Consider the following 21,341-nt stretch of genomic DNA (forward strand, 5'->3'; position numbering starts at 1 on the left):
TGGCGGCGATACAACTCACAGCCCCAAATACCACGCGACCGCCACAGCGGCGGTCGCACGGTCATCCGAGGCGAAACTGCGGAGGATTATCGCAGGTTATAGAACGCCGACTTACCCGGGTAGCTGGCGATATCACCGAGGTCTTCTTCGATGCGCAGCAGCTGGTTGTACTTTGCCATGCGGTCCGAGCGCGACAGCGAGCCCGTTTTGATCTGGCCAGCGTTCGTGCCAACGGCGATGTCAGCGATCGTGCTGTCTTCGGTTTCGCCCGAGCGGTGCGAGATCACGGCGGTGTAGCCGGCGCGCTTGGCCATCTCGATGGCGGCGAACGTCTCGGTCAGCGTACCGATCTGGTTGATCTTGATGAGGATCGAGTTGGCGATGCCCTTCTCGATGCCTTCCTTCAGGATCTTGGTGTTGGTGACGAACAGGTCGTCGCCCACCAGCTGCACCTTCTTGCCGAGCTTGTCGGTCAGTGCCTTCCAGCCAGCCCAGTCGCTCTCGTGCATGCCGTCTTCGATCGACACGATCGGGAACTTGTCGGCCAGGTTTGCCAGGTAGTTGGCAAAGTCTTCCGACGACAGTTGCAGGCCTTCGCCTTCCAGGTGGTACTTGCCGTCCTTGTAGAACTCGGAAGCAGCGCAATCCAGCGCCAGCAGCACATCTTCACCGGCCTTGTAGCCAGCCTGCTCGATGGCCGACAGGATGGTGTTCAGGCACTCTTCGTTGCTGGCGAAGTTCGGTGCGAAACCGCCTTCGTCGCCCACGGCCGTGCTCATGCCCTTGTCAGCCAGGATCTTCTTCAGCGCGTGGAAAATCTCGGCGCCGCAGCGCAGGGCTTCGCGGAAGCTCGGCTGGCCAACCGGCATCACCATGAATTCCTGGATATCCAAGCTGTTGTTGGCGTGTGCGCCACCGTTGACGATGTTCATCATCGGCACCGGCATCTGCATCGCGCCCGAACCACCGAAGTAGCGGTACAGCGGCAGGCCAGCTTCTTCAGCGGCAGCCTTGGCCACGGCCATCGACACGGCCAGCATGGCGTTGGCGCCCAGGCGGCTCTTGTTCTCTGTGCCGTCCAGGTCGATCAGGGTACGGTCCAGGAAGGCCTGTTCCGATGCGTCCAGGCCCATGATGGCCTCGGAGATTTCGGTATTGATGTGCTCGACGGCCTTGAGCACGCCCTTGCCCAGGTAGCGCGACTTGTCGCCGTCACGCAGTTCGATGGCTTCGCGCGAGCCGGTGGAAGCGCCCGACGGCACCGCGGCGCGGCCCATCACGCCCGATTCCAGCAGCACGTCGCACTCGACGGTGGGGTTGCCGCGCGAGTCCAGCACTTCGCGACCGATGATATCTACGATGGCACTCATGAAAATCCCTCTTGGTCTTTAAAACAGGTACAGCGGTGGACGGGCTTAAACGCCTTCGACCACGATCATGTTCATGTGGGCGGCCTTAGCGCGCGCATTGCGTGCAGCCAGATATTCCTCGCTGTCGTAGAACGACTTGGCCGCGTCGTAGCTGGCGAACTTGAGCACGACGATGCGGGTGGGAGCCCACTCACCTTCGAGTTGCTCGGTCTTACCGCCACGCACAAGGACTTCTGCGCCATGGACCTGCATGGCCTTGGTCGACAGCACTTTGTATTGCTCGTATTGCACGGGGTCCGTCACGTCCACGTACGCGAGGATGTAGCCAGCGGCCATGTGTCTCTCTCCGGAAGCTGAATCGAAAACTGAATTGGAAACGACAGCGGCGGCTGGTGGAGCCGCCGGTCGTCAAAAAAATCAGTCGAACTGATTTTCCAGGAAACCGTTGCGCTTGGTGAGCGCATCCAGTTCTTTCAGTACTGACAGCAAGTCTTTCATGCGGCGCAGCGGCACGGCATTCGGACCGTCTGATTTTGCGCATGCAGGATCGGGGTGCGTTTCCATGAACACGCCCGACACGCCCGTGGCGATGGCAGCACGCGCCAGCACCGGCACGAACTCGCGCTGACCGCCCGAGGTGGAGCCCTGGCCGCCCGGCAGTTGCACCGAGTGCGTGGCGTCAAACACCACCGGCGCGCCCGTCTCGCGCATGATCGCCAGCGAGCGCATGTCCGACACGAGGTTGTTGTAGCCGAACGAGGCACCGCGTTCGCAGGCCATGAAGTTGTCTTCCGGCAGACCGGCATCGCGGGCCGCATGACGCGCCTTGTCGATGACATTCTTCATGTCGTGCGGCGCGAGGAACTGCCCCTTCTTGATGTTGACGGGCTTGCCGCTCTGCGCGCAGGCACGGATGAAATCCGTCTGGCGGCACAGGAACGCCGGCGTCTGGAGCACGTCCACAACGCTGGCCACCGGCTTGATCTCGTCAATCTCGTGGATGTCGGTCAACACCGGCACGCCCACCTGCTTGCGGACCTCCGCCAGGATGCGCAGGCCTTCTTCCATGCCCAGGCCGCGGAACGAGGCGTCCGACGACCGGTTCGCCTTGTCGAACGACGACTTGTAGATGAACGGAATGCCGAGGGCGCCCGTGATTTCCTTGAGCGTGCCGGCGGTGTCGATCGCCATCTGCTCGGATTCGATCACGCAGGTGCCGGCAATCAGGAAGAACGGTTTGTCGAGGCCGACTTCGAAATCGCAGAGTTTCATGATGTTCCCGTGCGCCTGCGCTTAAGCGGCAGCGCTTTTTTGGACAACTGCGGTGGTCTGCTGGTGATGCGCCAGCGCGGCTTCCACGTAGGCCTTGAACAGCGGGTGGCCGTCACGCGGCGTCGAGGTGAATTCCGGGTGGAACTGCACGCCGACGAACCACGGGTGCATCGACGCCGGCAACTCCATCATTTCCGGCAGGTTTTCCGACGGCGTGCGCGCCGAGATGATCATCCCGGCCTTTTCCAGCTGCGGCACGTAGTGGTTGTTCACTTCGTAGCGGTGACGATGGCGCTCGTTGACTTCCGCGCCGTAGATCGTCGCTGCCTTGGTGCCCGACTGCACCGGTACGCGCTGCGAACCCAGGCGCATGGTGCCGCCCATGTCCGAATCGGCCGAGCGCTTTTCCACCGCGCCGTCGCGATCCAGCCATTCGGTAATGAGCGCGACCACCGGGTGTTGGGTCTCGTCGTTGAATTCCGTGCTGTTGGCGTCGGTCATGCCGGCCAGATGGCGGGCGAATTCGATCACGGCCAGCTGCATCCCCAGGCAGATGCCCAGGTATGGCACGGCGTTCTCGCGAGCGTACTGGATCGCGCGGATCTTGCCTTCCGTGCCACGCTTGCCGAAACCGCCCGGCACCAGGATCGCGTCCAGCGACTTGAGCACATCCATGTGGCCGGATTCCAGCTCTTCAGAGTCGATGTACTCGATGTTGACGCGCGTTGAGGTATGCAGGCCGGCGTGGCGCAGCGCCTCGATCAGCGACTTGTACGACTCGGTCAGGTCGACATACTTGCCGACCATGCCGATGGTGATCTCGTGCTGCGGGTTCTCCAGCGTGTGCACCATGTGTGCCCACACCGACAGGTCCGCCGGCGGCGCGTCGATGCGCAGTTCTTCGCAGATGATGCGATCCAGCCCTTGCTCGTTGAGCATCTGCGGGATCTTGTAGATGGTGTCGACGTCCCACACCGAGATGACCGCGTCTTGCGGCATGTTGGCGAAGAGGGAAATCTTCGCGCGCTCATCATCGGGGATCGGGCGGTCGGCGCGGCACAGCAGCGCGGTCGGCTGCACGCCAATCTCGCGCAGCTTCTGCACCGAGTGCTGGGTCGGCTTGGTCTTCAGCTCGCCGGCGCTGGCAATGAACGGCACCAGCGTCAGGTGAATGAACGCAGCCTGGTTGCGGCCCAGGCGCAGGCTCATCTGACGCGCGGCTTCCAGGAACGGCAGCGATTCAATATCGCCCACCGTACCGCCGATTTCCACGATCGCCACGTCAGCCTTGCCGTCGTGCGAGGCAGCAGCGCCGCGCTCGATGAACGCCTGGATTTCGTTGGTGATGTGCGGGATGACTTGCACCGTCTTGCCAAGGTACTCGCCGCGACGCTCCTTGCGGATCACGGACTCATACACCTGGCCGGTGGTGAAGTTGTTCGACTTGCGCATCTTGGCCGAGACGAAACGCTCGTAGTGGCCAAGATCGAGGTCGGTTTCTGCGCCGTCCTCCGTCACAAACACCTCGCCGTGCTGCAGCGGGCTCATGGTGCCCGGGTCGACGTTGATGTAGGGATCGAGTTTGAGGAGGGTGACTTTGAGGCCGCGCGACTCAAGAATGGCCGCGAGCGAGGCGGCGGCGATGCCCTTGCCGAGTGAGGACACTACGCCACCGGTAACGAATACGAACTTGGTCATGACCTAGCTTGCCGGGGAAAGCCGGATTATAGCAAAGGTGCCTTGCCCGATCCGTGACAGAACGGTGGAATTTGCCCGAGCGAAGCCTCGTTTATGCCGCGTGCCGCATGGCGCCTGCGTTGGCGCGCATTTCGTTGATCAACTGGCGGATCAACTCGGCCGTTTCCAGCGGCTTTTCCATCGGATACAGATGGCTGCCCTCGATCCAGCGCAGCTTGCTGCCGACAATGCGCCGGGTTGCCGCCAGGCCGACCTGGCGGATTTCGCGTGAGCGGGTGCCGGCCACAAAGCTGACCGGGAACGGCGTGCCGCCGGCAACCTTGCGGCCCATGTTGGTCGGCAAAGTACGGTAGATCTGGTACTCGATCTCGCGCGAGAAACGCAGCGTGCGTTCACGCTCGCGGCCGGTGGGCTCGGTACCGTGCTCAACGTAATCACGCAGCACGTCTTCGTCCCAGCGATCAAATTTGCGCTTGGCCTTGAAATGGCTCCAGACAGAATCGAGATCCGGCCACAGGTTGCGGCGGTTTTTGGTGGCGGCTGCCGGCGACTGGCTTTCGTCGATGTCGAGCCACTGCGCAACGCGCAGCAGCTTGGCGCGCCAGCCCGCAATGATGGGCGAATCGAGCATCAGCACACCGCGCACGCGCTCAGGCCGGCGCAGCGCTGCCATCAAACTCAGGAAACCGCCCAGTGAATGGCCGACCAGCCAGACCGGCTCGGGCTGCGCATCGATCTCTGCGAGCAGCTCTTTGACCAGCCCTGGCCACGACCGCGTCACCGGAAAGCGCGGGTCATGCCCGAAGCGCTCAACGGCGTGGATGTCGAATTCGTCACCCAGCACGCCGAGCATCTTGCGATACGTACCGATCGGAAAGCCGTTGGCATGTGAAAACAAAATCACGTCGCGCATTGAGCCTGCCCCCCCCCTGTCCGACGCTCAGTGAGATTCCTGCGAACCACTGCCAGCCACGCGCTGGAGCGTCGACACCTGCTCGAACACGGGGCCAGGCGCGCGTTCCGGCGTGGCCGGGGCGTCCGCCACGGGCGGGGCAATGCGTACAGGCTCCACCTTGGTCGATGGATGCCCTTCGCGGCGCAGGGGGTGTGTCGGACTGGTATCCATCTCCCAGTCCGGGTCGTCGATCTCCGCAAACACCTGGCGCAGACGCTTGCCCCACGTGCCGCGGATCATCGTGAAATACGGGTTCTCTTCGTCAATGGCCACGAAGCGCGTCACGCGCAGCGAGTTGGTCTCATAGACCAGCAGATCCAGCGGCAGCCCCACCGAAATATTCGACTTCAGCGTCGAATCCATCGAGATCAGGGCGCATTTTGCGGCCTCATCCAATGGCAGCCCAGGGGAGACCACACGGTCGATGATCGGCTTGCCGTACTTCGCCTCGCCGATCTGGAAGTACGGATTCTCGGGCGTGGCCTCGATGAAGTTGCCGGCGGCGTACACATTGAACAGGCGCGGACGCTCTGCACCGATCTGCCCACCGAAGATGATGCTGACGTTGAAGTCGATCTTGGCCTTGGCCAGAGCATCGGCTTCACGGTCGTATACCTCGCGCACGGCTTCACCAACGATGGTGGCCGCTTCGAACATGTCACGCGCCGTCCACAGTGAACGCGGCTTGTCGCGCGCCTCGGTCAGCACCTGCCGCACAGCCTGACTGATGGCGAGGTTGCCGGCGGTCAACAGCACCATGACGCGATCGCCTTCGCGCTCGAAGACGGTCATCTTGCGGAACGTGGAGATGGCATCGACACCCGCATTGGTGCGGGAGTCCGACAGGAAGACCAGGCCAGCGTCCAGGCGCATGGCAACGCAATAAGTCATGGGAGCAGCGACAAACGAATCAGTGGGTTGCAAGCATTCTAGCGTGTCGACCGCAATGCATCGGCACGCTTGGAAGCCGTGTTCAGTTCACTCAGGCGGCCTCGGCAGGCAAGGGCTCGATCGAGATGCTGACGTCCAGCGTCTCGGCACCACCACCCTGGCGAACGCCGCGGATCGGTGCGGCGGATTGGTAGTCGCGACCGACTGCCAAACGGATGTGGCGCCCGTCGGTAAAGCACTGGTGCGTGACGTCGATACTGCACCAAGTATGCGATTCGGCATCTTGGCAGACGTCGACCCAGGCGTGGCTGGCGAGGTCTTCCTCGCCAGCGGCGTGGAAATACCCGCTGACATAGCGGGCCGGCACGCCCAGCGCGCGGCAGCACGCCACCATCACCTGCGCCTGATCCTGGCAGACGCCAGCGCTCAGGTTAAAGGCCTCGGCCGCAGTCGTCCCGACATCGGTGGTATTGGGCTTGTAGCGCACACGCTGCGCAATGGCGCGGGCGAGGCTCAGCGCCGAATCAGCATCGCCACGCACCAGCGCATGTTCGCGTGCGAAGTCGATCATCTCGGGCGGCGCAGAAGTCAGCGGCGTGGTGCTCAGGAAGTACAGCGGCGACACACGGTAGCGCCCCTCCCCGGGAGCATCGGTAAAGCTGCGGCTGCCCGGCGCGGCGGACGGGAAGGCCTCGACGATGCCGCGGGCGTCGATGGTGACGTCGTCCGTACGGCTGCCCAGGGTGAAGTGATGCACCACGTTGCCGAAGCCGTCGGTGGCACGCGTCAAGTTGCCGGGGGCGTGGATCTGCCAGCTGTCCACCTGTTGCAGCTGCCCGCTGCGGGGGGTCAATCGCAGCTCATGCACGCTGTGGCGCAGCGGCTCGGCATAACGGTAGACCGTCGTATGTCGAATTTGGTATTTCACAATGGCGCGGACGCTGCCCGAAAGCAACGCCCTGATAGATACAAAATGCCCCGCGCGTCACACTGCATCGAGCGGCACCAGGAAGTCCTGGCTGATGCCGTTGCCCAGATCGCCAATGCGTTCCAGGAAATTGGTCAGCCACGGGTGCAGGCCGACCGCAAAAATGTCTTCGATGCGGGCATACCGCAGGTCGGCGTGCAGTTTACCAGCGCGTCGCTCCGTCTCCGCGGACTGGCTGTTACGCACGGTGGAGAGGATCGCCACCACTTCGTCCATGCTGGCCAGCAGCGAGCGCGGCATGTCGCTGCGCAGGATCAGCAGTTCGGCCACGCGCGTCGGTGTGATGACGTTGCGATAGATCTTGCGGTAGACCTCGAAGCCCGACACCGAGCGCAGCGTGGCGGCCCAGTGATAGAAATCGCCCTGCTCGGCCGCCGTTTCATCGCGCGTGGGGGTGGACTGGAATTTCACGTCGAGCAGCCGTGCGGTGTTGTCGGCGCGCTCCAGGAAGGTGCCCAGACGCATGAAGTGGAAGGCGTCGTCCGTGAGCATGGTGCCGACCTGCACGCCGCGCGACAGGTGCGAGCGGAACTTGACCCATTCGAAGAACTGCGACGGATCATCGCGCAGCATGCCTTCGGCGATCAGACGCTGCACGTCCAGCCACGTGGTGTTGATGGTTTCCCACACCTCAGTTGTGAGAGAGCCGCGCACGGCCCGGGCGTTCTCACGCGCACCGCGCAAGCAACTCATGATCGACGACGGGTTGGTCATGTCGCGGACCATGAAGTCGATCACGTCGTCGCGCGAAAGTAAGCCATAGCGGTCGGCAAAAACCCGCGTGAGTTCAGAAATATCGAGCATCGCCCACCAGCCCTGCTCCGCCACTTCCGCCGATTGCGGCATCAGCGAGGTCTGATAGTTCACGTCGAGCATGCGAGCGGTGTTCTCGGCGCGTTCGGTATAGCGCGCCATCCAGAAAAGATGGTCTGCGGTGCGGCTGAGCATGGCGTTCCCTTCTACGTATTCGATATGCGTTTGATCGACTGCGATGGCTAAGCTTCAGCGCTCCAGCACCCACGTATCCTTCGTCCCACCTCCCTGCGACGAGTTGACCACCAGCGAGCCCGCCCGCAACGCCACACGCGTCAGGCCGCCGGGCACCATGCGCACGTCCTTGCCAGACAGCACAAAGGGCCGCAGGTCGATATGGCGCGGCGCGATGCCGGCTTCCACATAGGTCGGGCAGGTCGACAGCGCCAGTGTCGGCTGGGCGATGTACTGATCGGGGCGCGCCTTCACGACTTCGCGGAACGCGGCAATCTCATCCTTGGTGGCCGCAGGGCCGACCAGCATGCCGTAGCCGCCTGCACCGTGCGTCTCCTTGACCACCAGTTCGCCCATGTGATCGAGCACGTACTGCAGGTCGTCTGGCCGGCGGCACATATAGGTCGGCACGTTGTTCAGGATCGGCTCCTCACCCAGGTAGAAGCGGATCATGTCGGGCACGTACGGGTAGATCGACTTGTCGTCCGCCACGCCGGTACCGATGGCATTGCAGATGGTGACGTTGCCCGCACGATAGACCGACAGCAGCCCCGCCGCGCCCAACGAAGAATCGGGGCGGAAGACCAGCGGATCGAGGAAGTCATCATCGACACGACGGTAGATCACGTCGATGCGCTGCGGGCCCTGTGTGGTGCGCATGTAGAGGTGGTCGTCCTGCACGAACAGGTCGTGCCCTTCCACCAACTCCACGCCCATCTGTTGCGCCAGGAACGCATGCTCAAAGTACGCCGAGTTGTACATGCCCGGCGTGAGCACCACCACGGTCGGATCGGCGATGTTCTGCGGTGACACGCTGCGCAGCATGTCGAGCAACAAGTCGGGGTAATGCGCGACCGGCGCCACACGATTGCGCGCGAACAGCTCGGGGAACAGCCGCATCATCATCTTGCGGTTTTCCAGCATGTACGACACACCCGACGGTACGCGCAGGTTGTCTTCCAGCACGTAGAACTCGCCCTCGCCCGCACGCACGATGTCGATGCCGGCCACGTGCGCGTAGATGTCGCGCGGCACGTTCACGCCCAGCATGTCGGGGCGGTATTGGGCGTTGTTGTAGATCTGGTCGGGCGGGATGACACCGGCGCGCAGGATGTTCTGCTCGTGGTAGATGTCGTGCAGGAAGCGGTTGAGCGCATCCACGCGCTGGCGCAGGCCGCGCTCAAGCGTGGCCCATTCACTGGCCGGGAAGATGCGCGGGATGATGTCGAACGGAATCGTGCGCTCGGTGCCGCTGTTCGATTCGTCCTTGTCGCCGTACACCGCGAAGGTGATGCCGACGCGGCGGAAGATGAGGTCGGCCTCGGCACGCTTGTTCTGCAGCGTGGTGGCGGACTGCGCGCCCAGCCATTCGGCGAAGCGTCCATAGTGGCCGCGCACCTCGCCCTGCTGGACGAGGGCTGCCGGGGCCGGTTCGGCGGCATGGGGACTGCGTTCGCCATGCCAGTTGAGCATTTCATCGTAGAACCGGACTGCCATGCTGTTCTCCCCTGACGGACTGCCATGTCGCACGGTTGCACGACATGTGGTTTTTATAGCACAGCGGTTTTAGGCGCCACAATGGGGCCAACCCGCTGTGCAACCAAGTTTTACGGCAGCGCATCAATTCCGTCTGCGGCTGTCGCCAGGGCTTCCACTTCCAGCGCGGAGGACCAGTAGCGCGGCCGCATCGACCGTGCCGTCTGCACCTCCAGCGCATCGCCATGCGTCTCGATGACGACGGCGCCGGTCTGGTCGGTCCGCAGCCGCTCGATGTCGCGCGCCACATAGCGCTGCCACACTTGGCGGTGCGGATGTCCGTACCGGTTGCGGTAGCCGACCTGGAAAACCGCCACCTGCGGTGACACTGCGTCCAAAAACGCACCGCTGGAGCTTGTCTTGCTGCCGTGGTGGGGTACTAGCAAGATGTCTGCCATCAGCCGCTCCGGGGTTTCACCGGCCACCAATGCGGCCTCCTGGGGGGCCTCAATGTCGCCGGTCAACAGCGCCGCGTGCCGGCCGTTGCTGATACGCAGCACACAACTGCGGGCGTTGCTGGCCACGCGCTCCCCTTCGGCGGGCAGCCGCATCGGATGCAGCACTTCGAAAACCACCTCGTCCCACGTCCATACTTGCCCAGCCAAGCAATCGGTGAAGTGGATGTCGCGTTCCTCAGCGGTCTCGCGCAGGGCATGCCCTCGCGGCAGCGACGCCAACATGGTGCGCACAGGCACCGCCTCAATCACCGTTTCGGTGCCACCCGCATGGTCGCTGTCTTCGTGGCTGACGACGAGCGTGTCGAGCGCCTCCACACCATGTCCGCGCAGGTACGGTGTAACGACACGGGCGGCCGCGTCGGCGTGGTCGTCATAGCGTGGCCCGGTATCGAACAGGAGACGATGGCTGGCCGTCTCGACCAGCGCGGCTGCACCTTGGCCGATGTCGAAAGCGACCATGCGGAACTCGCCCGGCGGCGGCACCGGAACCCGTGCCAGCACCATCGGCACAAGCAGCAACGCGCCCTGCGCGCGCCATGCCCAAGCACGATGGGCACCCGGCACCAGTAGCAGGGCTACACCGCCCGTCGCCAGCAGCAATGCCCAAGCGGGGGCGACTGGCGCAACCCAAACCGACCAGCTTGGCCGCGCCAACCACTCAAGCCACACCACCAACCAGCGAAAGCTCACCTCGGACAGTGTCAACACTGGCTGGGCCAACGGATCGGGTAACGCTGCGCCAGCCAGCGCCAGCGGTGTCGTCAAGAAGCTCACCACCGGAATCGCCAATCCGTTAGCCGCTGCCGAGACCACCGATGTCTGCTGGAACAGGAGCAACGTCAACGGCAGCAACCCAAACGTGACGGCAAATTGAATGCGCGTCGAACTGGCAAACCCGCGTTGGTAACGCGCCCACCACCCTTCCGCCTCGCGATTGCGCCGCCCATCGAGCACCATCTGCGCGGCCAGGAAAATGATCGCCACCGCGCCAAACGACAGCCAGAACCCGGCCGACATAACGGCCCAAGGATCGACCACTGCCACCACAGCCGCCGCCCAGCACAGCGACAGGCTTGCCGGCACGTTGCGATCGGTCAGCCGCGCTATCGCGACAGTCGACAACATCAGCAGCGTGCGTTGCGCGGGAACACCCATCCCCGCGAGCAGGCAATAGCCGAAGGCCGCCAGCATGGCTGCGATGGCCCCTGCTCGCGGCGTCGACATACGCAGCGGCAACGGCGTGCGCAGCCAGCGTGCCAACCCGAACGAACGGCGCCATAGCGCCATCCAGAACGCGGCAAATAACCCGGCAATCATCGTGATATGCAAACCGGAAATGCTGACGAGGTGGCTGATACCGGTGCGGCGAAACAGCTCCCAATCCTCACGGGCGATTCCGCTCTGATCACCCACCACGAGCGCGACGATGACGGTCGCATACCGTGCGTCGGGCAATGCGGCGAGGATGTGGCGCCGCACCGCAGCGCGCCAACGCTCGACGCCGATCCCCAAGCCTGCCTCGGCCTCGCCCAGCGCGATGTTCTGTGCGCGCTTGCCGGTGCGCACGTAGCCGGTGGCGCGGATGTCATCGGCGAGCATGGCGTATTCGCCATCGAAACCGCCGGGGTTGGATAAGCTGTGCGGGCGTTTGAGCCGCAGCGTCAGTTGCCAACGTTGCCCTGGCTGCAGGTCGGGGATGCCGGCGCGGCGATCAGGCTCGACGCCCTCCTCATCCATCCCGCCCCAGTTGCGTGTGCCGTACCAAGAAAGGCGTACACGAGAAGGCACGGCGTCGCCAGCATTGCTGGATTCGATCTGGAAGAGAAAACGCGTGGCGTCTTCGGTGACCTGCGGAAGTTCGGCCACCACGCCTGTTGCGATGATGTCCTTGCCTTCCCACGCTGGGCTGAGCACAACAGACAATCGCTGTTGCGCGCGCCAGTCGCTCCAGCCAAAGCCAGCAACGGAAGCACTGGTGACCAGCAGGACAGAGAGCAGAATCGGTTTGCGACGCGCCACAAAGGCAAGCAGCAGACATAGCCACAGCACCACAACCGCTTGCCACGCAGGCATGAGCACGGCCTGCATCTGCAGCGCCACACACCCGGCCACGAACCCAATCAACCCCAACCGCATGGGCGGGCGTCAGGGCGTCAACAGCGCTGCCAGACGGGGAATGGCTTCGATACTGTTCCGGCGCGCCTGGGCGGCCAGCGCATCGATGGAGAGTCCGCGCAGTTCCGCCATGGCGGCCGCGATGCCTGCCACCTCGGCGGGCGCATTGCGTGTGCCGACTTGCTCGCTGAACTGATCATCAGCAAGCCAGGCCGGGGCGAGATCCGGGGCGTCAGTTTCCAGCACGATCGCTTCGATCGGCATCTCGGCGGCAAGCCGGCGGACACGGTTGGCGCGCGAGAAGGTGAACACGCCGCCAAAGCCGAGCTTGAAGCCGGAATCGACATAGGCGCGGGCTTGATCGGGACTACCGTTGAACGCATGCGCAATACCGCGCACGCCTGCCCTGGCGGCTGCGCTACGCACTTGGTCTTGCGACTTGCGCACGTGCATCAGCACCGGCAAATCAAACTCGCGCGCAATGCGCAATTGCGCTTGGTAGACGGTGTTCTGCCGCTCGACGTTCGGATCGGGGATGAAGAAATCGAGCCCGATCTCGCCAATCGCAACAAAGCGCAGATCGTCCATCGACGCTGCGACTTGGCGTCGCAGTTCGGCCAGGTCATCGTCGCTGGCCTGGGCGGCACACATCGGGTGAATGCCAAGCGCGTAGCTGCAGCCCGCATGCCGGTGCGCCAGCGTACGCACCGTATCGAAGTTCCAGCGCGCCACAGCTGGCACGACGATGTGGCTCACGCCCGCCGCGTGCGCCTGTGCGACGACCGCGTCACGGTCTGCGTCAAATTCGCGGGCGTCGAGATGGCAATGGGTGTCAATCCACATGATCGGCTCAGGGCTATCGAAAAGCGGCAACGTACCGGAAAGACAGGCGTTCTAGAATCCGCCTTTTCTGATACTGGGTGCCTCCGCCCGCACAATGCGATGAAAACAGCCTACCTGACTTGCGCGGTGGCCGCCGCACTCCTGACCGCCCTGCCCGCCAGCGCGGAAACGATGCGCTGCGGCAGCAGCTACATCGTCCGCATCGGCGACAACAAGTCAGACGTCCTGCAGAACTGCGGTGAGCCCGTGATGCGCGACACCTTCTGTGCCACCACGGCCACCGGCAGCGCTCAGCCCGCCATCAACAGTGCCTGCAGCAATGTCGACGAATGGACCTACAACCCCGGCACCGGCCAGTTCATGACGACGCTGCGCTTTGTCGAAGGCCGGCTGCAGTCCATCCGCTACGGCAGCCGGGCTCACTAGCGCGCTGCGTCGCGCGGGCATCAGCGCTCTAGGTGCAGATGGCCGTCGCGCAGTCGCAGGATGCGATCGCAACGGCCAGCCAGCTCGATATCATGCGTGACGATGACGAAGCTGGTGCCCAGCGTGCGCGTCAGTTCCAGCATCAGATTAAAAACGTCGCCAGCAGTGTGGTCGTCCAGATTGCCGGTGGGCTCGTCGGCCAGCACGCACGCGGGTGAGCCGACCAGCGCGCGTGCGATGGCCACACGTTGACGCTCGCCGCCGGACAGCTCGCCAGGACGGTGCGCCGTACGCGGGCCCAGCCCCACACGTTCAAGCGTCATCTGCGCGGTATGGCGTGCCTGTGCCTCGTTCACGCCGCGGATGCGCAGCGGCATCGCCACGTTGTCCAGCGCGGTGAACTCCGGCAGCAGGTGGTGGAACTGGTAGACAAAGCCCAGCGCCTGGTTGCGCAACGTATTGCGCTCACGCTCCTTCATATCAGTAAAGGGCTTGCCGAGCAGCGACACGCGGCCGGAGGTGGGTTCATCCAGCCCGCCCAGCACATGCAGCAGCGTGCTCTTGCCCGAGCCCGATGCGCCGACGATCGCCACCTTCTCACCCACGCCGATACGGATGTCGACGCCCTTAAGCACGTCGACATTCAACCCACCCTGCTTGAACGACTTGGACAGCCCCTCGGCCTGCAGCACCGCACCCACGCGGGCATCTGCTGACGTATCCACGGAAGTCATGACGGCCTCACTCATAGCGCAGGGCCTCCGCCGGGTTCACGCGCGAAGCGTGCCAGCTCGGATACAGCGTCGCCACCGAGGCGAGGATGAAGGAAATAACGCCGATGGTCGCAATGTCGTTCACGCGGGGGTCCGAGGGCAGTTCGCTGATGAAGTAAATGTCCTTCGGCAGGAACTGCACGCCGAAGAGGTGTTCGATGAAGGGCACGATCACGTCGATGTTGTAGGCGATGAGCGTGCCCAGGCCCACGCCCAGCAGCGTGCCCATGAAACCGATGGCCACGCCCTGCACGATGAAGATCTTCATGATGGAGCTGGGCTGTGCGCCCATCGTGCGCAGGATGGCGATGTCGGCCTGCTTGTCCGTCACCGTCATCACCAGCGTGGACACCAGGTTGAACGCCGCCACGGCAATGATGAGCGTGAGGATGATGAACATCATCTTCTTCTCGGTCTTCACCGCCGCAAACCAGTTGCGGTTCTGGCGCGACCAGTCGCGGATGTACAGCTCGCCGGTGAGCGTGCGTGACAGCGCCTCGGCCACCTGGGGCGCGCGGTCCATGTCGGTGAGCTTCAGGCGCACGCCGGTCGGGCCGTCCAGGCGGAACAGGCGCTCGGCGTCTTCCATATTGATGAGCGCGAGCGAGCTGTCGAACTCGTAGTGCCCCGACTCAAACGTGCCGATCACGGTGAACTGCTTCAGGCGAGGCAGCACGCCAGCCGGAGTGATGGTGCCCTGCGGCGCCACCAGCGTGACCTTGTCCCCCTGGCGCACGCCAAGACCCTGGGCCAGTTGACTGCCTAGCGCGATACCGAACTCGCCGGGCTTCAGGTCGTCGATCGCGCCGGACTTGAAGTCCTTGGCGATATCCGACACCTTCGGCTCATCCGCCGGCGACACGCCCCGCAGCAGCACGCCGCGTACGGCGTCATCGCGCGTGATCATGGCCTGTGCGCCTACGTACGGCGCTGCGCCGATGACTTCCTTGTTCTGCATCGCCTCATTCGCGGTGCGCTGCCAGTCGGGCAGGCTGCCGGGCGCCATGACCTCGATGTGCGCGAGCACGGACAGCATGCGGTCACGCACTTCCTTCTGGAAGCCGTTCATGACCGACAGCACGATGATCAGCGCCGCCACGCCCAACGCAATGCCAAGCATGGAGATGAGCGAGATGAAGGAAATGAAGCTGTTGCGGCTGGCACGCTTGCCCGCGCGCGTGTAGCGCCAGCCGATCTGCCATTCGTATGGAAATTTCAAAGGGGTGTCCCTATGGTGTGACTGTGTGGTGTGATTCTTACGGCGCACTCGTCGCCGAGCCGGAAGTTTACAATCTCGTCGCCATGATCCCTGAACTGACCCTGATTGTCCCGTTTTGCGCCCCCGCCGCCGAGGTGGCGGACGACGCTTACCGTCAATTGACCTTGCCGGGCCTGGAAAGGTTGCTTGCCCGCGCGCGTGAGACGGAACGCGAGCGTCACGACGACGCCTACCTGCCCACGCTGCCGCACGAACGCTGGCTGGCAGCGCGCGCCGGGCTGCCGGTCGCGCCGTTACCGTCCGCCCCCTACATGCGCCTGGCTGACGGCAGCACCGCCGACACGCGCATCTGGGCCTGCCTGCAACCGGTGCATATTCACGCCGCGCGCGACCATCTGGTGATGCTCGACCCAGCGCAACTCCGGCTGGAAGCGGCCGATGCCGACGCACTGCGCGCCGCCATCGCCCCGCTGCTGGCCGACATGCACTTGCACCTGGACGCCCCGCACGCTGCACGCTGGTATCTCCCGGATGCGCCGTTTGGCGACCTGATTGCCGCGGCCCCGCAACGCGCCACCGGCCACAATATCGACATCTGGATGCACAAAGGCGAGCAGGAACGCGCCTGGCGCAAGTTCCAGAACGAAATCCAAATGACGTGGTACGACCACCCCGTCAACCAAGCCCGCGAAGCGCGCGGCCTGCTGCCGGTCAACTCGGTCTGGCTGTTCGGCCAGGGCGCACTGCTCGACACACGCCCGATTGCCGAACGCATGATCGGCGCCGATCCGTTCTTCGCTGGTCTGTGCCACGCCGCCAATGCCACCGAGCTGTGCGCTGAAACGCTGGCCGCCCTGCCGGCTGACGGCACCAGCGCAGCCGTACTCCTCAACGACGCCGGCAAACCCTACCTTTCCGCCGACTGGTACGACTGGATCGAAACCCTGCGCGCCTACGACCGCGACTGGTTCACCCCCGCCGCCGACGCGCTGGCCGACGGCCGTATCGATGCCGTCTCCCTCATCCTGACCGGCGATTCGCACTACGCCCACTACCGCGTCACCCGCCGCGACCTGGCCAACGGGCCGCTCGGCTGGCTGCGCCGTTTCAGCCGTGCTCGCACCTTGCGCGATGCGCTATCCCCGCTTTCCATGGCTGCCTGAATGACCCGTATCGCTGTCCGTTCGCACTCCACTGAGGCCGCCAACACGCTGGCTGGCCACGGTATCCATCCTGTCTTGGCACGCATCCTGGCTGCACGCGGCGTTGCTCGACCCGATGAACTGTCGACCGAGCTGGCCGACCTGCTGCCGCCGGCACAACTCAAAGGCATCGACGATGCAGCGCGCTATCTGGCCGACGCCATCGCCGCCAACAAACGCCTGCTGATCATTGCCGACTACGACTGCGATGGCGCCACGGCCTGTGCCGTCGGCGTGCGCGGGTTGCGCATGCTCGGCGCGCAGGTGAGCTACATCGTGCCGAACCGGTTTGAATACGGCTACGGCCTGTCGCCCGAGATCGTGGCGCTTGCCGCGCGCGAGAAGCCGGACGTGCTGGTCACCGTCGACAACGGCATTGCAGACGTAGCGGGCGTGGCAGCGGCCAATGCGCTGGGCATCGACGTGGTCGTGACGGATCACCACATGCCGGGCGCGCAGTTGCCCGAGGCGCGCGTGATCGTCAATCCAAACCAGCCAGGCTGCGGCTTCCCGAGCAAGAACCTGGCGGGCGTGGGCGTGATGTTCTACGTGCTGCTGGCGCTGCGGGCAGAGTTGCGCAACCGGGGCGTGTTCACGCCGCAAGAGCAACCGCGCCTCGATGCCCTGCTCGATCTGGTGGCGCTGGGCACGGTGGCCGACGTGGTCAAGCTCGACGCCAACAACCGGCTGCTAGTGGCACAAGGTCTCAAGCGCATGCGCGCGGGGCGGATGTGCCCCGGCATCGCCGCCCTCTTCCGTGTGGCAGGGCGCGAGGCGCGTCGCGCATCGACGTTCGACCTCGGGTTCGGCCTGGGCCCGCGCCTGAACGCGGCTGGGCGGCTGGCCGACATGTCGCTCGGCATCGAATGCCTGCTCACCGATGACTACGACCGCGCGATGGCCATCGCCGCCGAACTTGACGGCATGAACCGCGAGCGCCGCGAGATCGAAGCCGGTATGCAGCAGGAAGCGCTGGTGATCCTGGACAGCATGAACGCCTTCGATGGCGCGGGTCGCCACACCATCGCCGTCTACAACGAGACATGGCATCAGGGCGTGATCGGCATCGTCGCCTCGCGCATCAAAGACAAGTTCCACCGCCCCGTCTTCACCTTCGCGCCCGGTGACGACGGCGTCATCAAAGGCTCGGGCCGTTCGATTCCCGGCTTCCACCTGCGCGATGCGCTGGACGCCGTGCACAAGCGCAGCCCCGGGCTGATCGTCAAATTTGGCGGCCACGCCATGGCGGCCGGCCTCACGCTGCGCGAAGACGGCTTCGACGAATTCGTTGCCACCTTCGAAGCCGTTGGACGCGAATGGCTGACCGAGGCGCTACTCTCGCGCGTGCTCGAAACCGATGGCGAAGCCGACCCCGAGTGCTTCTCTCCCCAGTTTGTCGAACTGCTCGAAACCCAGGTCTGGGGCCAGGGCTTTCCGGCGCCGAGCTTCTGCGGCGAGTTTGACGTGCTGTCGCAGGCGGTGCTCAAGGACAAGCACCTGAAGCTCAAGCTCGGCCGCGGCAAACAGCATTTCGATGCGATCTGGTTCAACCACGCCGAACCGCTCGGCGCTTCAGCCTATGTGGCCTACCGGCTCGACAACAACACCTTCAACGGCATCACGCGCGTGCAGATGGTGATCGAACACGCGCAATAGCCGCGCACATGAACCTTGCGTCAGCGCATAAACACATGCCAAAACTGTCTGACGGTGCGCGGATGACGCAGCCGTCGGACCCGGCGGCTGCGTTACAATACGAGATTGCCGGCTTGGCACCTGCCGTGACCGCGCACCCCACGAATTCCTAGCATTAACCTCCAAGCGAAATGACTCACGTCGTTACCGAAAGCTGTGTCCGCTGCAAGTACACCGACTGCGTGGACGTCTGCCCCGTCGATTGCTTCCGCGAAGGCCCGAACTTCCTGACCATCGATCCGGATGAGTGCATCGACTGCGCCGTGTGCGTGGCCGAATGCCCGGTCAACGCCATCTACGCTGAAGAAGACGTGCCGGCCGATCAGCAGAAGTGGATCGCCATCAATGCCGAACTCTCGACCATCGGCTGGCCGTCCATCACCAAGACCAAGCAACCCCTGCCCGACGCGGACGACTGGAAGGACGTGAAGGACAAGGAGCAGTACCTCGAACGCTGATCTCCAACCTTTTTTACCGTCAACGCAAAAAAGGTGTTGACGGGCAGATCGGAAATTAGCTAGAATTCATTTCTTCGCTGTTGCAGCGATTCCTCGATAGCTCAGTCGGTAGAGCGCCGGACTGTTAATCCGTAGGTCCCTGGTTCGAGCCCAGGTCGAGGAGCCAAGTACTTAAGCCCTTGCGAGAAATCGCAAGGGCTTTTTACTTTGGTGGATGGACGTCACGATTGGACAGCCGTCCAATTTCATTTGTGGCATCGGTGTCGTCGCCGGTATCGTGTACCGTCTTGCACCGATCGTCGTGCCCGAGTGGTGAAATTGGTAGACACCGCGGACTTAAAATCCGCTGCGCCCTAATCGGCGCGTGCCGGTTCGATCCCGGCCTCGGGCACCAAATCCCCTTCTCTTCTTTTTTCTTGCTCCAGCTGCCTCACGAAGCGTGGCACGCGTGCGCCTTCGGTGCATCGTCGTATTCATCGTGACGGCGTACCCATGACATGGGGCCGGTCTCGTTGCGGCCCAGCGGCGCGCGGTCGAGCAGTAGCAATGTGCCGACCATGTCTTCCAATCCACGTGCATAGGTCGAATATGTGTGGAACACGTTGCCGGCATCATCCTTGTAGAACGCGCTCATGCCGGGCAACTCGTCGTGGGCCTCGGCGCTTGGGGTGGCGGTGTAGTTGTAGTCGACTGCCCCGCTCTCCAACTCTTCGGGCGAGAAACTCACGCGGTAGTCGTGATTGAACGTGGTGCCGAAGGACGACACCCACGGAAAATGCCAGCCCATGCGCGCCTTGTAGGCCGCGATCGCCTCCATCGGCGCACGCGATACGGCGACCAGCGTCACATCGTGATGATTCAGATGCGGCAGCATGCCACCCAGATGATCCGAGAGAAACGAGCATCCGGGGCACCCCGCTTCCCAGCCTGGCCCGAGCATGAAGTGATAGACCATCAACTGGCTGCGTCCATCGAACAGATCAGCCAGCGTCTTCTTGCCATCAGGCGTATCGAACACGTACTGCGTGTCGACCCTCACCCATGGCAACGCCTGGCGCTCGGCGTTGATGGCGTCGCGCAGGTGAATCGCCTCTTTCTCACGCATCAGCAATTCCCGACGCTTGATGAGCCATTCGTCTCTTGAAACCACAGGATGCGGTTGCATGATGAAGCCCTCGTCTACGACAGTCAGACAGGACTTCATACTAGGCCGCCTCCCACGAATGAAAAGGCGCGGCGCGCAAGTCGCGATTCGGATGCGACCTGCGCGCCATGGAAGCGAATCCGCCGTCTCTACATACCCGACGCCGGGTGTCGAGATCAGCCCATCAGCCAACGCACACCGACGTTGATGAGCGCACCACCCACCACCAACCCGACCCACAGCACGGCCGCACACAACAGCGGGCGCACACCGGACTTCAGCAGCATCGGCACATGCGTCTGCGTGCCGATGGCGAACATCGCGCAGGCCAGCATCGCCGTATCGATCGCGTCGATCGGGGCATGCCATGCGGCCGGAATCGCACCCGCCGAATTCAGCAGCGTCACGCCGAGCAGGCCGACTGCAAACCACGGCATTGCCTTCCATGCGTGACCTGCCGCCTTGCGCAGCGCACCCTCACGGGATTGCATGGAGGCAGCACCGGCATCAGCGGCGGGCGTCGTGCAAGCCAGCACCACCAGCAGCGGCGCCAGGGCCAGCACACGCACCATCTTGCTAACGACAGCGGCATTGGTGGCGTCGTCGCCCAGCGGCTTCGCAGCAGCAATCACTTGCGCAACCTCGTGCATCGTCGAGCCGATGTAGACCCCGAAATGCTCCGGCGCCACCGCCATGCCGGCATGCGCCAGCAGCGCGTAAAGCCACGGATACAGGAAGATGCCGACGGTGCCGAACAACACCACACTCGCAATCGCCACGGCCGTCTCACGCGGCTGCGCCTTGACTGCCGGTGCCACAGCCAGCACCGCCGCCGCACCACACACCGCGCTGCCCGCTGCCACCAGCACGGCCTGCGTGCGGGCAAGACCAAACCAGCGTGTGCCGATCCAGGTGCCGGCCAGCATGGTCAGCGCCAGCACCAGCAGCGGAATCGCGATGCCGGATGCGCCCAGGTCATGGATCTGCGCCAGCGTCAGCCGGGCACCATAAAGAATCACCCCGGCACGCAGCAGCGTGTGGCGCGCAAACTGAATCGCGCCGGGCGTCAGCCACCGCTGGTGCCCTGGCACATGCCCCATCACCATGCCGAGCAGGATGGCCAGCGTCAGCGCACTCAAACCCAGGTGGCTCGCCCAGCCCATTCCGCCAAGCACCACCGCCACCCCGGCGCACCCAAACAACACACCCACGCTCAACAGCGTCCGGCCATCAAATCCGGGCACTACGCCCTGGGGAGCCAATTGTTTCTGTGCAATTGTCATCACATCCGCCTTGCTTATTCGCTATACG

General features: G+C 63.8%; 19 protein-coding genes and 2 tRNA genes. 6 read left to right on the forward strand and 15 right to left on the reverse strand.

The window, feature by feature from the left end; genetic code table 11:
• Positions 1–86: 86 nt before the first annotated feature.
• The 11 genes from eno to V6657_RS10575 all read right to left on the reverse strand — a co-directional run bounded on the left by eno (position 87) and on the right by V6657_RS10575 (position 13,113).
• On the reverse strand, positions 87–1,370 hold the full coding sequence (gene eno / locus V6657_RS10525) for a phosphopyruvate hydratase (RefSeq protein WP_048934213.1): 1,284 nt from the start codon (positions 1,368–1,370) through the stop codon (positions 87–89).
• 45 nt (positions 1,371–1,415) lie between these two features.
• The gene (locus tag V6657_RS10530) at positions 1,416–1,706 is read right to left on the reverse strand and encodes a DUF1330 domain-containing protein (protein ID WP_048934212.1); all 291 of its coding nucleotides are present in this window, start codon (positions 1,704–1,706) and stop codon (positions 1,416–1,418) included.
• Between the two features lie 81 nt (positions 1,707–1,787).
• Positions 1,788–2,642, reverse strand: coding sequence for a 3-deoxy-8-phosphooctulonate synthase (kdsA, locus tag V6657_RS10535; RefSeq protein ID WP_048934211.1), 855 nt, complete (start codon positions 2,640–2,642; stop codon positions 1,788–1,790).
• Between the two features lie 21 nt (positions 2,643–2,663).
• Positions 2,664–4,340, reverse strand: a complete 1,677-nt coding sequence (locus V6657_RS10540; protein ID WP_048934210.1) for a CTP synthase — start codon at positions 4,338–4,340, stop codon at positions 2,664–2,666.
• Positions 4,341–4,431: 91 nt separating this feature from the next.
• Positions 4,432–5,253 carry an alpha/beta hydrolase gene (locus V6657_RS10545; protein WP_048934209.1) on the reverse strand — a complete coding sequence of 274 codons (822 nt, stop codon included), beginning with the start codon at positions 5,251–5,253 and terminating at the stop codon, positions 4,432–4,434.
• A 27-nt stretch (positions 5,254–5,280) separates the two neighbouring features.
• On the reverse strand, positions 5,281–6,186 hold the full coding sequence (locus V6657_RS10550; RefSeq protein ID WP_048934208.1) for a peptidase: 906 nt from the start codon (positions 6,184–6,186) through the stop codon (positions 5,281–5,283).
• Positions 6,187–6,277: 91 nt separating this feature from the next.
• Positions 6,278–7,114 (reverse strand): transglutaminase family protein, encoded by an 837-nt coding sequence (locus tag V6657_RS10555; protein ID WP_048934320.1) that lies wholly within the window; start codon positions 7,112–7,114, stop codon positions 6,278–6,280.
• A 57-nt stretch (positions 7,115–7,171) separates the two neighbouring features.
• Positions 7,172–8,122 carry an alpha-E domain-containing protein gene (locus tag V6657_RS10560; RefSeq protein ID WP_048934207.1) on the reverse strand — a complete coding sequence of 317 codons (951 nt, stop codon included), beginning with the start codon at positions 8,120–8,122 and terminating at the stop codon, positions 7,172–7,174.
• Between the two features lie 54 nt (positions 8,123–8,176).
• A complete protein-coding gene (locus V6657_RS10565) occupies positions 8,177–9,658 on the reverse strand; it encodes a circularly permuted type 2 ATP-grasp protein (RefSeq protein ID WP_048934206.1) in 1,482 nt (493 codons plus the stop codon).
• Between the two features lie 110 nt (positions 9,659–9,768).
• Complete coding sequence (locus V6657_RS10570; RefSeq protein WP_048934205.1) at positions 9,769–12,291, reverse strand: DNA internalization-related competence protein ComEC/Rec2; 2,523 nt, start codon at positions 12,289–12,291, stop codon at positions 9,769–9,771.
• Between the two features lie 9 nt (positions 12,292–12,300).
• The gene (locus tag V6657_RS10575) at positions 12,301–13,113 is read right to left on the reverse strand and encodes a TatD family hydrolase (protein WP_048934204.1); all 813 of its coding nucleotides are present in this window, start codon (positions 13,111–13,113) and stop codon (positions 12,301–12,303) included.
• A 99-nt stretch (positions 13,114–13,212) separates the two neighbouring features.
• On the opposite strand from V6657_RS10575, the gene V6657_RS10580 reads away from it, so the two are divergent.
• Entirely contained in the window at positions 13,213–13,539 is a 327-nt protein-coding gene (locus tag V6657_RS10580; protein ID WP_160315297.1) for a DUF2845 domain-containing protein, read from the forward strand.
• A 20-nt stretch (positions 13,540–13,559) separates the two neighbouring features.
• Here the strand turns inward: V6657_RS10580 and lolD are convergent, their stop codons facing one another.
• Positions 13,560–14,288, reverse strand: a complete 729-nt coding sequence (gene lolD, locus V6657_RS10585; RefSeq protein WP_048934202.1) for a lipoprotein-releasing ABC transporter ATP-binding protein LolD — start codon at positions 14,286–14,288, stop codon at positions 13,560–13,562.
• Positions 14,281–15,531 carry a lipoprotein-releasing ABC transporter permease subunit gene (locus V6657_RS10590; protein WP_048934201.1) on the reverse strand — a complete coding sequence of 417 codons (1,251 nt, stop codon included), beginning with the start codon at positions 15,529–15,531 and terminating at the stop codon, positions 14,281–14,283. The genes lolD and V6657_RS10590 overlap by 8 nt, the downstream gene beginning before the upstream one ends.
• Positions 15,532–15,614: 83 nt before the next feature.
• Here V6657_RS10590 and V6657_RS10595 point away from each other — a divergent pair, with 83 nt between their 5' ends.
• The 5 genes from V6657_RS10595 to V6657_RS10615 all read left to right on the forward strand — a co-directional run bounded on the left by V6657_RS10595 (position 15,615) and on the right by V6657_RS10615 (position 19,280).
• Positions 15,615–16,694 (forward strand): hypothetical protein, encoded by a 1,080-nt coding sequence (locus tag V6657_RS10595; RefSeq protein ID WP_048934319.1) that lies wholly within the window; start codon positions 15,615–15,617, stop codon positions 16,692–16,694.
• Complete coding sequence (gene recJ / locus V6657_RS10600; RefSeq protein WP_048934200.1) at positions 16,695–18,389, forward strand: single-stranded-DNA-specific exonuclease RecJ; 1,695 nt, start codon at positions 16,695–16,697, stop codon at positions 18,387–18,389. It abuts the gene before it with no gap.
• Between the two features lie 170 nt (positions 18,390–18,559).
• Complete coding sequence (fdxA, locus tag V6657_RS10605; RefSeq protein ID WP_021194063.1) at positions 18,560–18,886, forward strand: ferredoxin FdxA; 327 nt, start codon at positions 18,560–18,562, stop codon at positions 18,884–18,886.
• A 90-nt stretch (positions 18,887–18,976) separates the two neighbouring features.
• Positions 18,977–19,052, forward strand: a tRNA-Asn gene (locus V6657_RS10610).
• Between the two features lie 137 nt (positions 19,053–19,189).
• Positions 19,190–19,280: transfer RNA gene (locus tag V6657_RS10615), tRNA-Leu, on the forward strand.
• Between the two features lie 36 nt (positions 19,281–19,316).
• Here V6657_RS10615 and V6657_RS10620 read toward each other — a convergent pair.
• Positions 19,317–20,051, reverse strand: coding sequence for a thioredoxin family protein (locus tag V6657_RS10620; protein WP_048934318.1), 735 nt, complete (start codon positions 20,049–20,051; stop codon positions 19,317–19,319).
• A gap of 155 nt (positions 20,052–20,206) precedes the next feature.
• A complete protein-coding gene (locus tag V6657_RS10625; protein ID WP_048934199.1) occupies positions 20,207–21,313 on the reverse strand; it encodes a YeiH family protein in 1,107 nt (368 codons plus the stop codon).
• Positions 21,314–21,341: the final 28 nt, after the last annotated feature.

It is taken from the genome of Ralstonia sp. RRA, assembly GCF_037023145.1.
Taxonomy (GTDB): domain Bacteria; phylum Pseudomonadota; class Gammaproteobacteria; order Burkholderiales; family Burkholderiaceae; genus Ralstonia.

Coding starts and splice junctions, on each gene's coding strand:
- eno (WP_048934213.1), bottom strand. CDS start 1,370: ATGAGTGCCATCGTAGATATCATCGGTCGCGAAGTGCTGGACTCGCGC.
- V6657_RS10530 (WP_048934212.1), bottom strand. CDS start 1,706: ATGGCCGCTGGCTACATCCTCGCGTACGTGGACGTGACGGACCCCGTG.
- kdsA (WP_048934211.1), bottom strand. CDS start 2,642: ATGAAACTCTGCGATTTCGAAGTCGGCCTCGACAAACCGTTCTTCCTG.
- V6657_RS10540 (WP_048934210.1), bottom strand. CDS start 4,340: ATGACCAAGTTCGTATTCGTTACCGGTGGCGTAGTGTCCTCACTCGGC.
- V6657_RS10545 (WP_048934209.1), bottom strand. CDS start 5,253: ATGCGCGACGTGATTTTGTTTTCACATGCCAACGGCTTTCCGATCGGT.
- V6657_RS10550 (WP_048934208.1), bottom strand. CDS start 6,186: ATGACTTATTGCGTTGCCATGCGCCTGGACGCTGGCCTGGTCTTCCTG.
- V6657_RS10560 (WP_048934207.1), bottom strand. CDS start 8,122: ATGCTCAGCCGCACCGCAGACCATCTTTTCTGGATGGCGCGCTATACC.
- V6657_RS10565 (WP_048934206.1), bottom strand. CDS start 9,658: ATGGCAGTCCGGTTCTACGATGAAATGCTCAACTGGCATGGCGAACGC.
- V6657_RS10570 (WP_048934205.1), bottom strand. CDS start 12,291: ATGCGGTTGGGGTTGATTGGGTTCGTGGCCGGGTGTGTGGCGCTGCAG.
- V6657_RS10575 (WP_048934204.1), bottom strand. CDS start 13,113: ATGTGGATTGACACCCATTGCCATCTCGACGCCCGCGAATTTGACGCA.
- V6657_RS10580 (WP_160315297.1), top strand. CDS start 13,213: ATGAAAACAGCCTACCTGACTTGCGCGGTGGCCGCCGCACTCCTGACC.
- lolD (WP_048934202.1), bottom strand. CDS start 14,288: ATGAGTGAGGCCGTCATGACTTCCGTGGATACGTCAGCAGATGCCCGC.
- V6657_RS10595 (WP_048934319.1), top strand. CDS start 15,615: ATGATCCCTGAACTGACCCTGATTGTCCCGTTTTGCGCCCCCGCCGCC.
- recJ (WP_048934200.1), top strand. CDS start 16,695: ATGACCCGTATCGCTGTCCGTTCGCACTCCACTGAGGCCGCCAACACG.
- fdxA (WP_021194063.1), top strand. CDS start 18,560: ATGACTCACGTCGTTACCGAAAGCTGTGTCCGCTGCAAGTACACCGAC.
- V6657_RS10620 (WP_048934318.1), bottom strand. CDS start 20,051: ATGCAACCGCATCCTGTGGTTTCAAGAGACGAATGGCTCATCAAGCGT.
- V6657_RS10625 (WP_048934199.1), bottom strand. CDS start 21,313: ATGACAATTGCACAGAAACAATTGGCTCCCCAGGGCGTAGTGCCCGGA.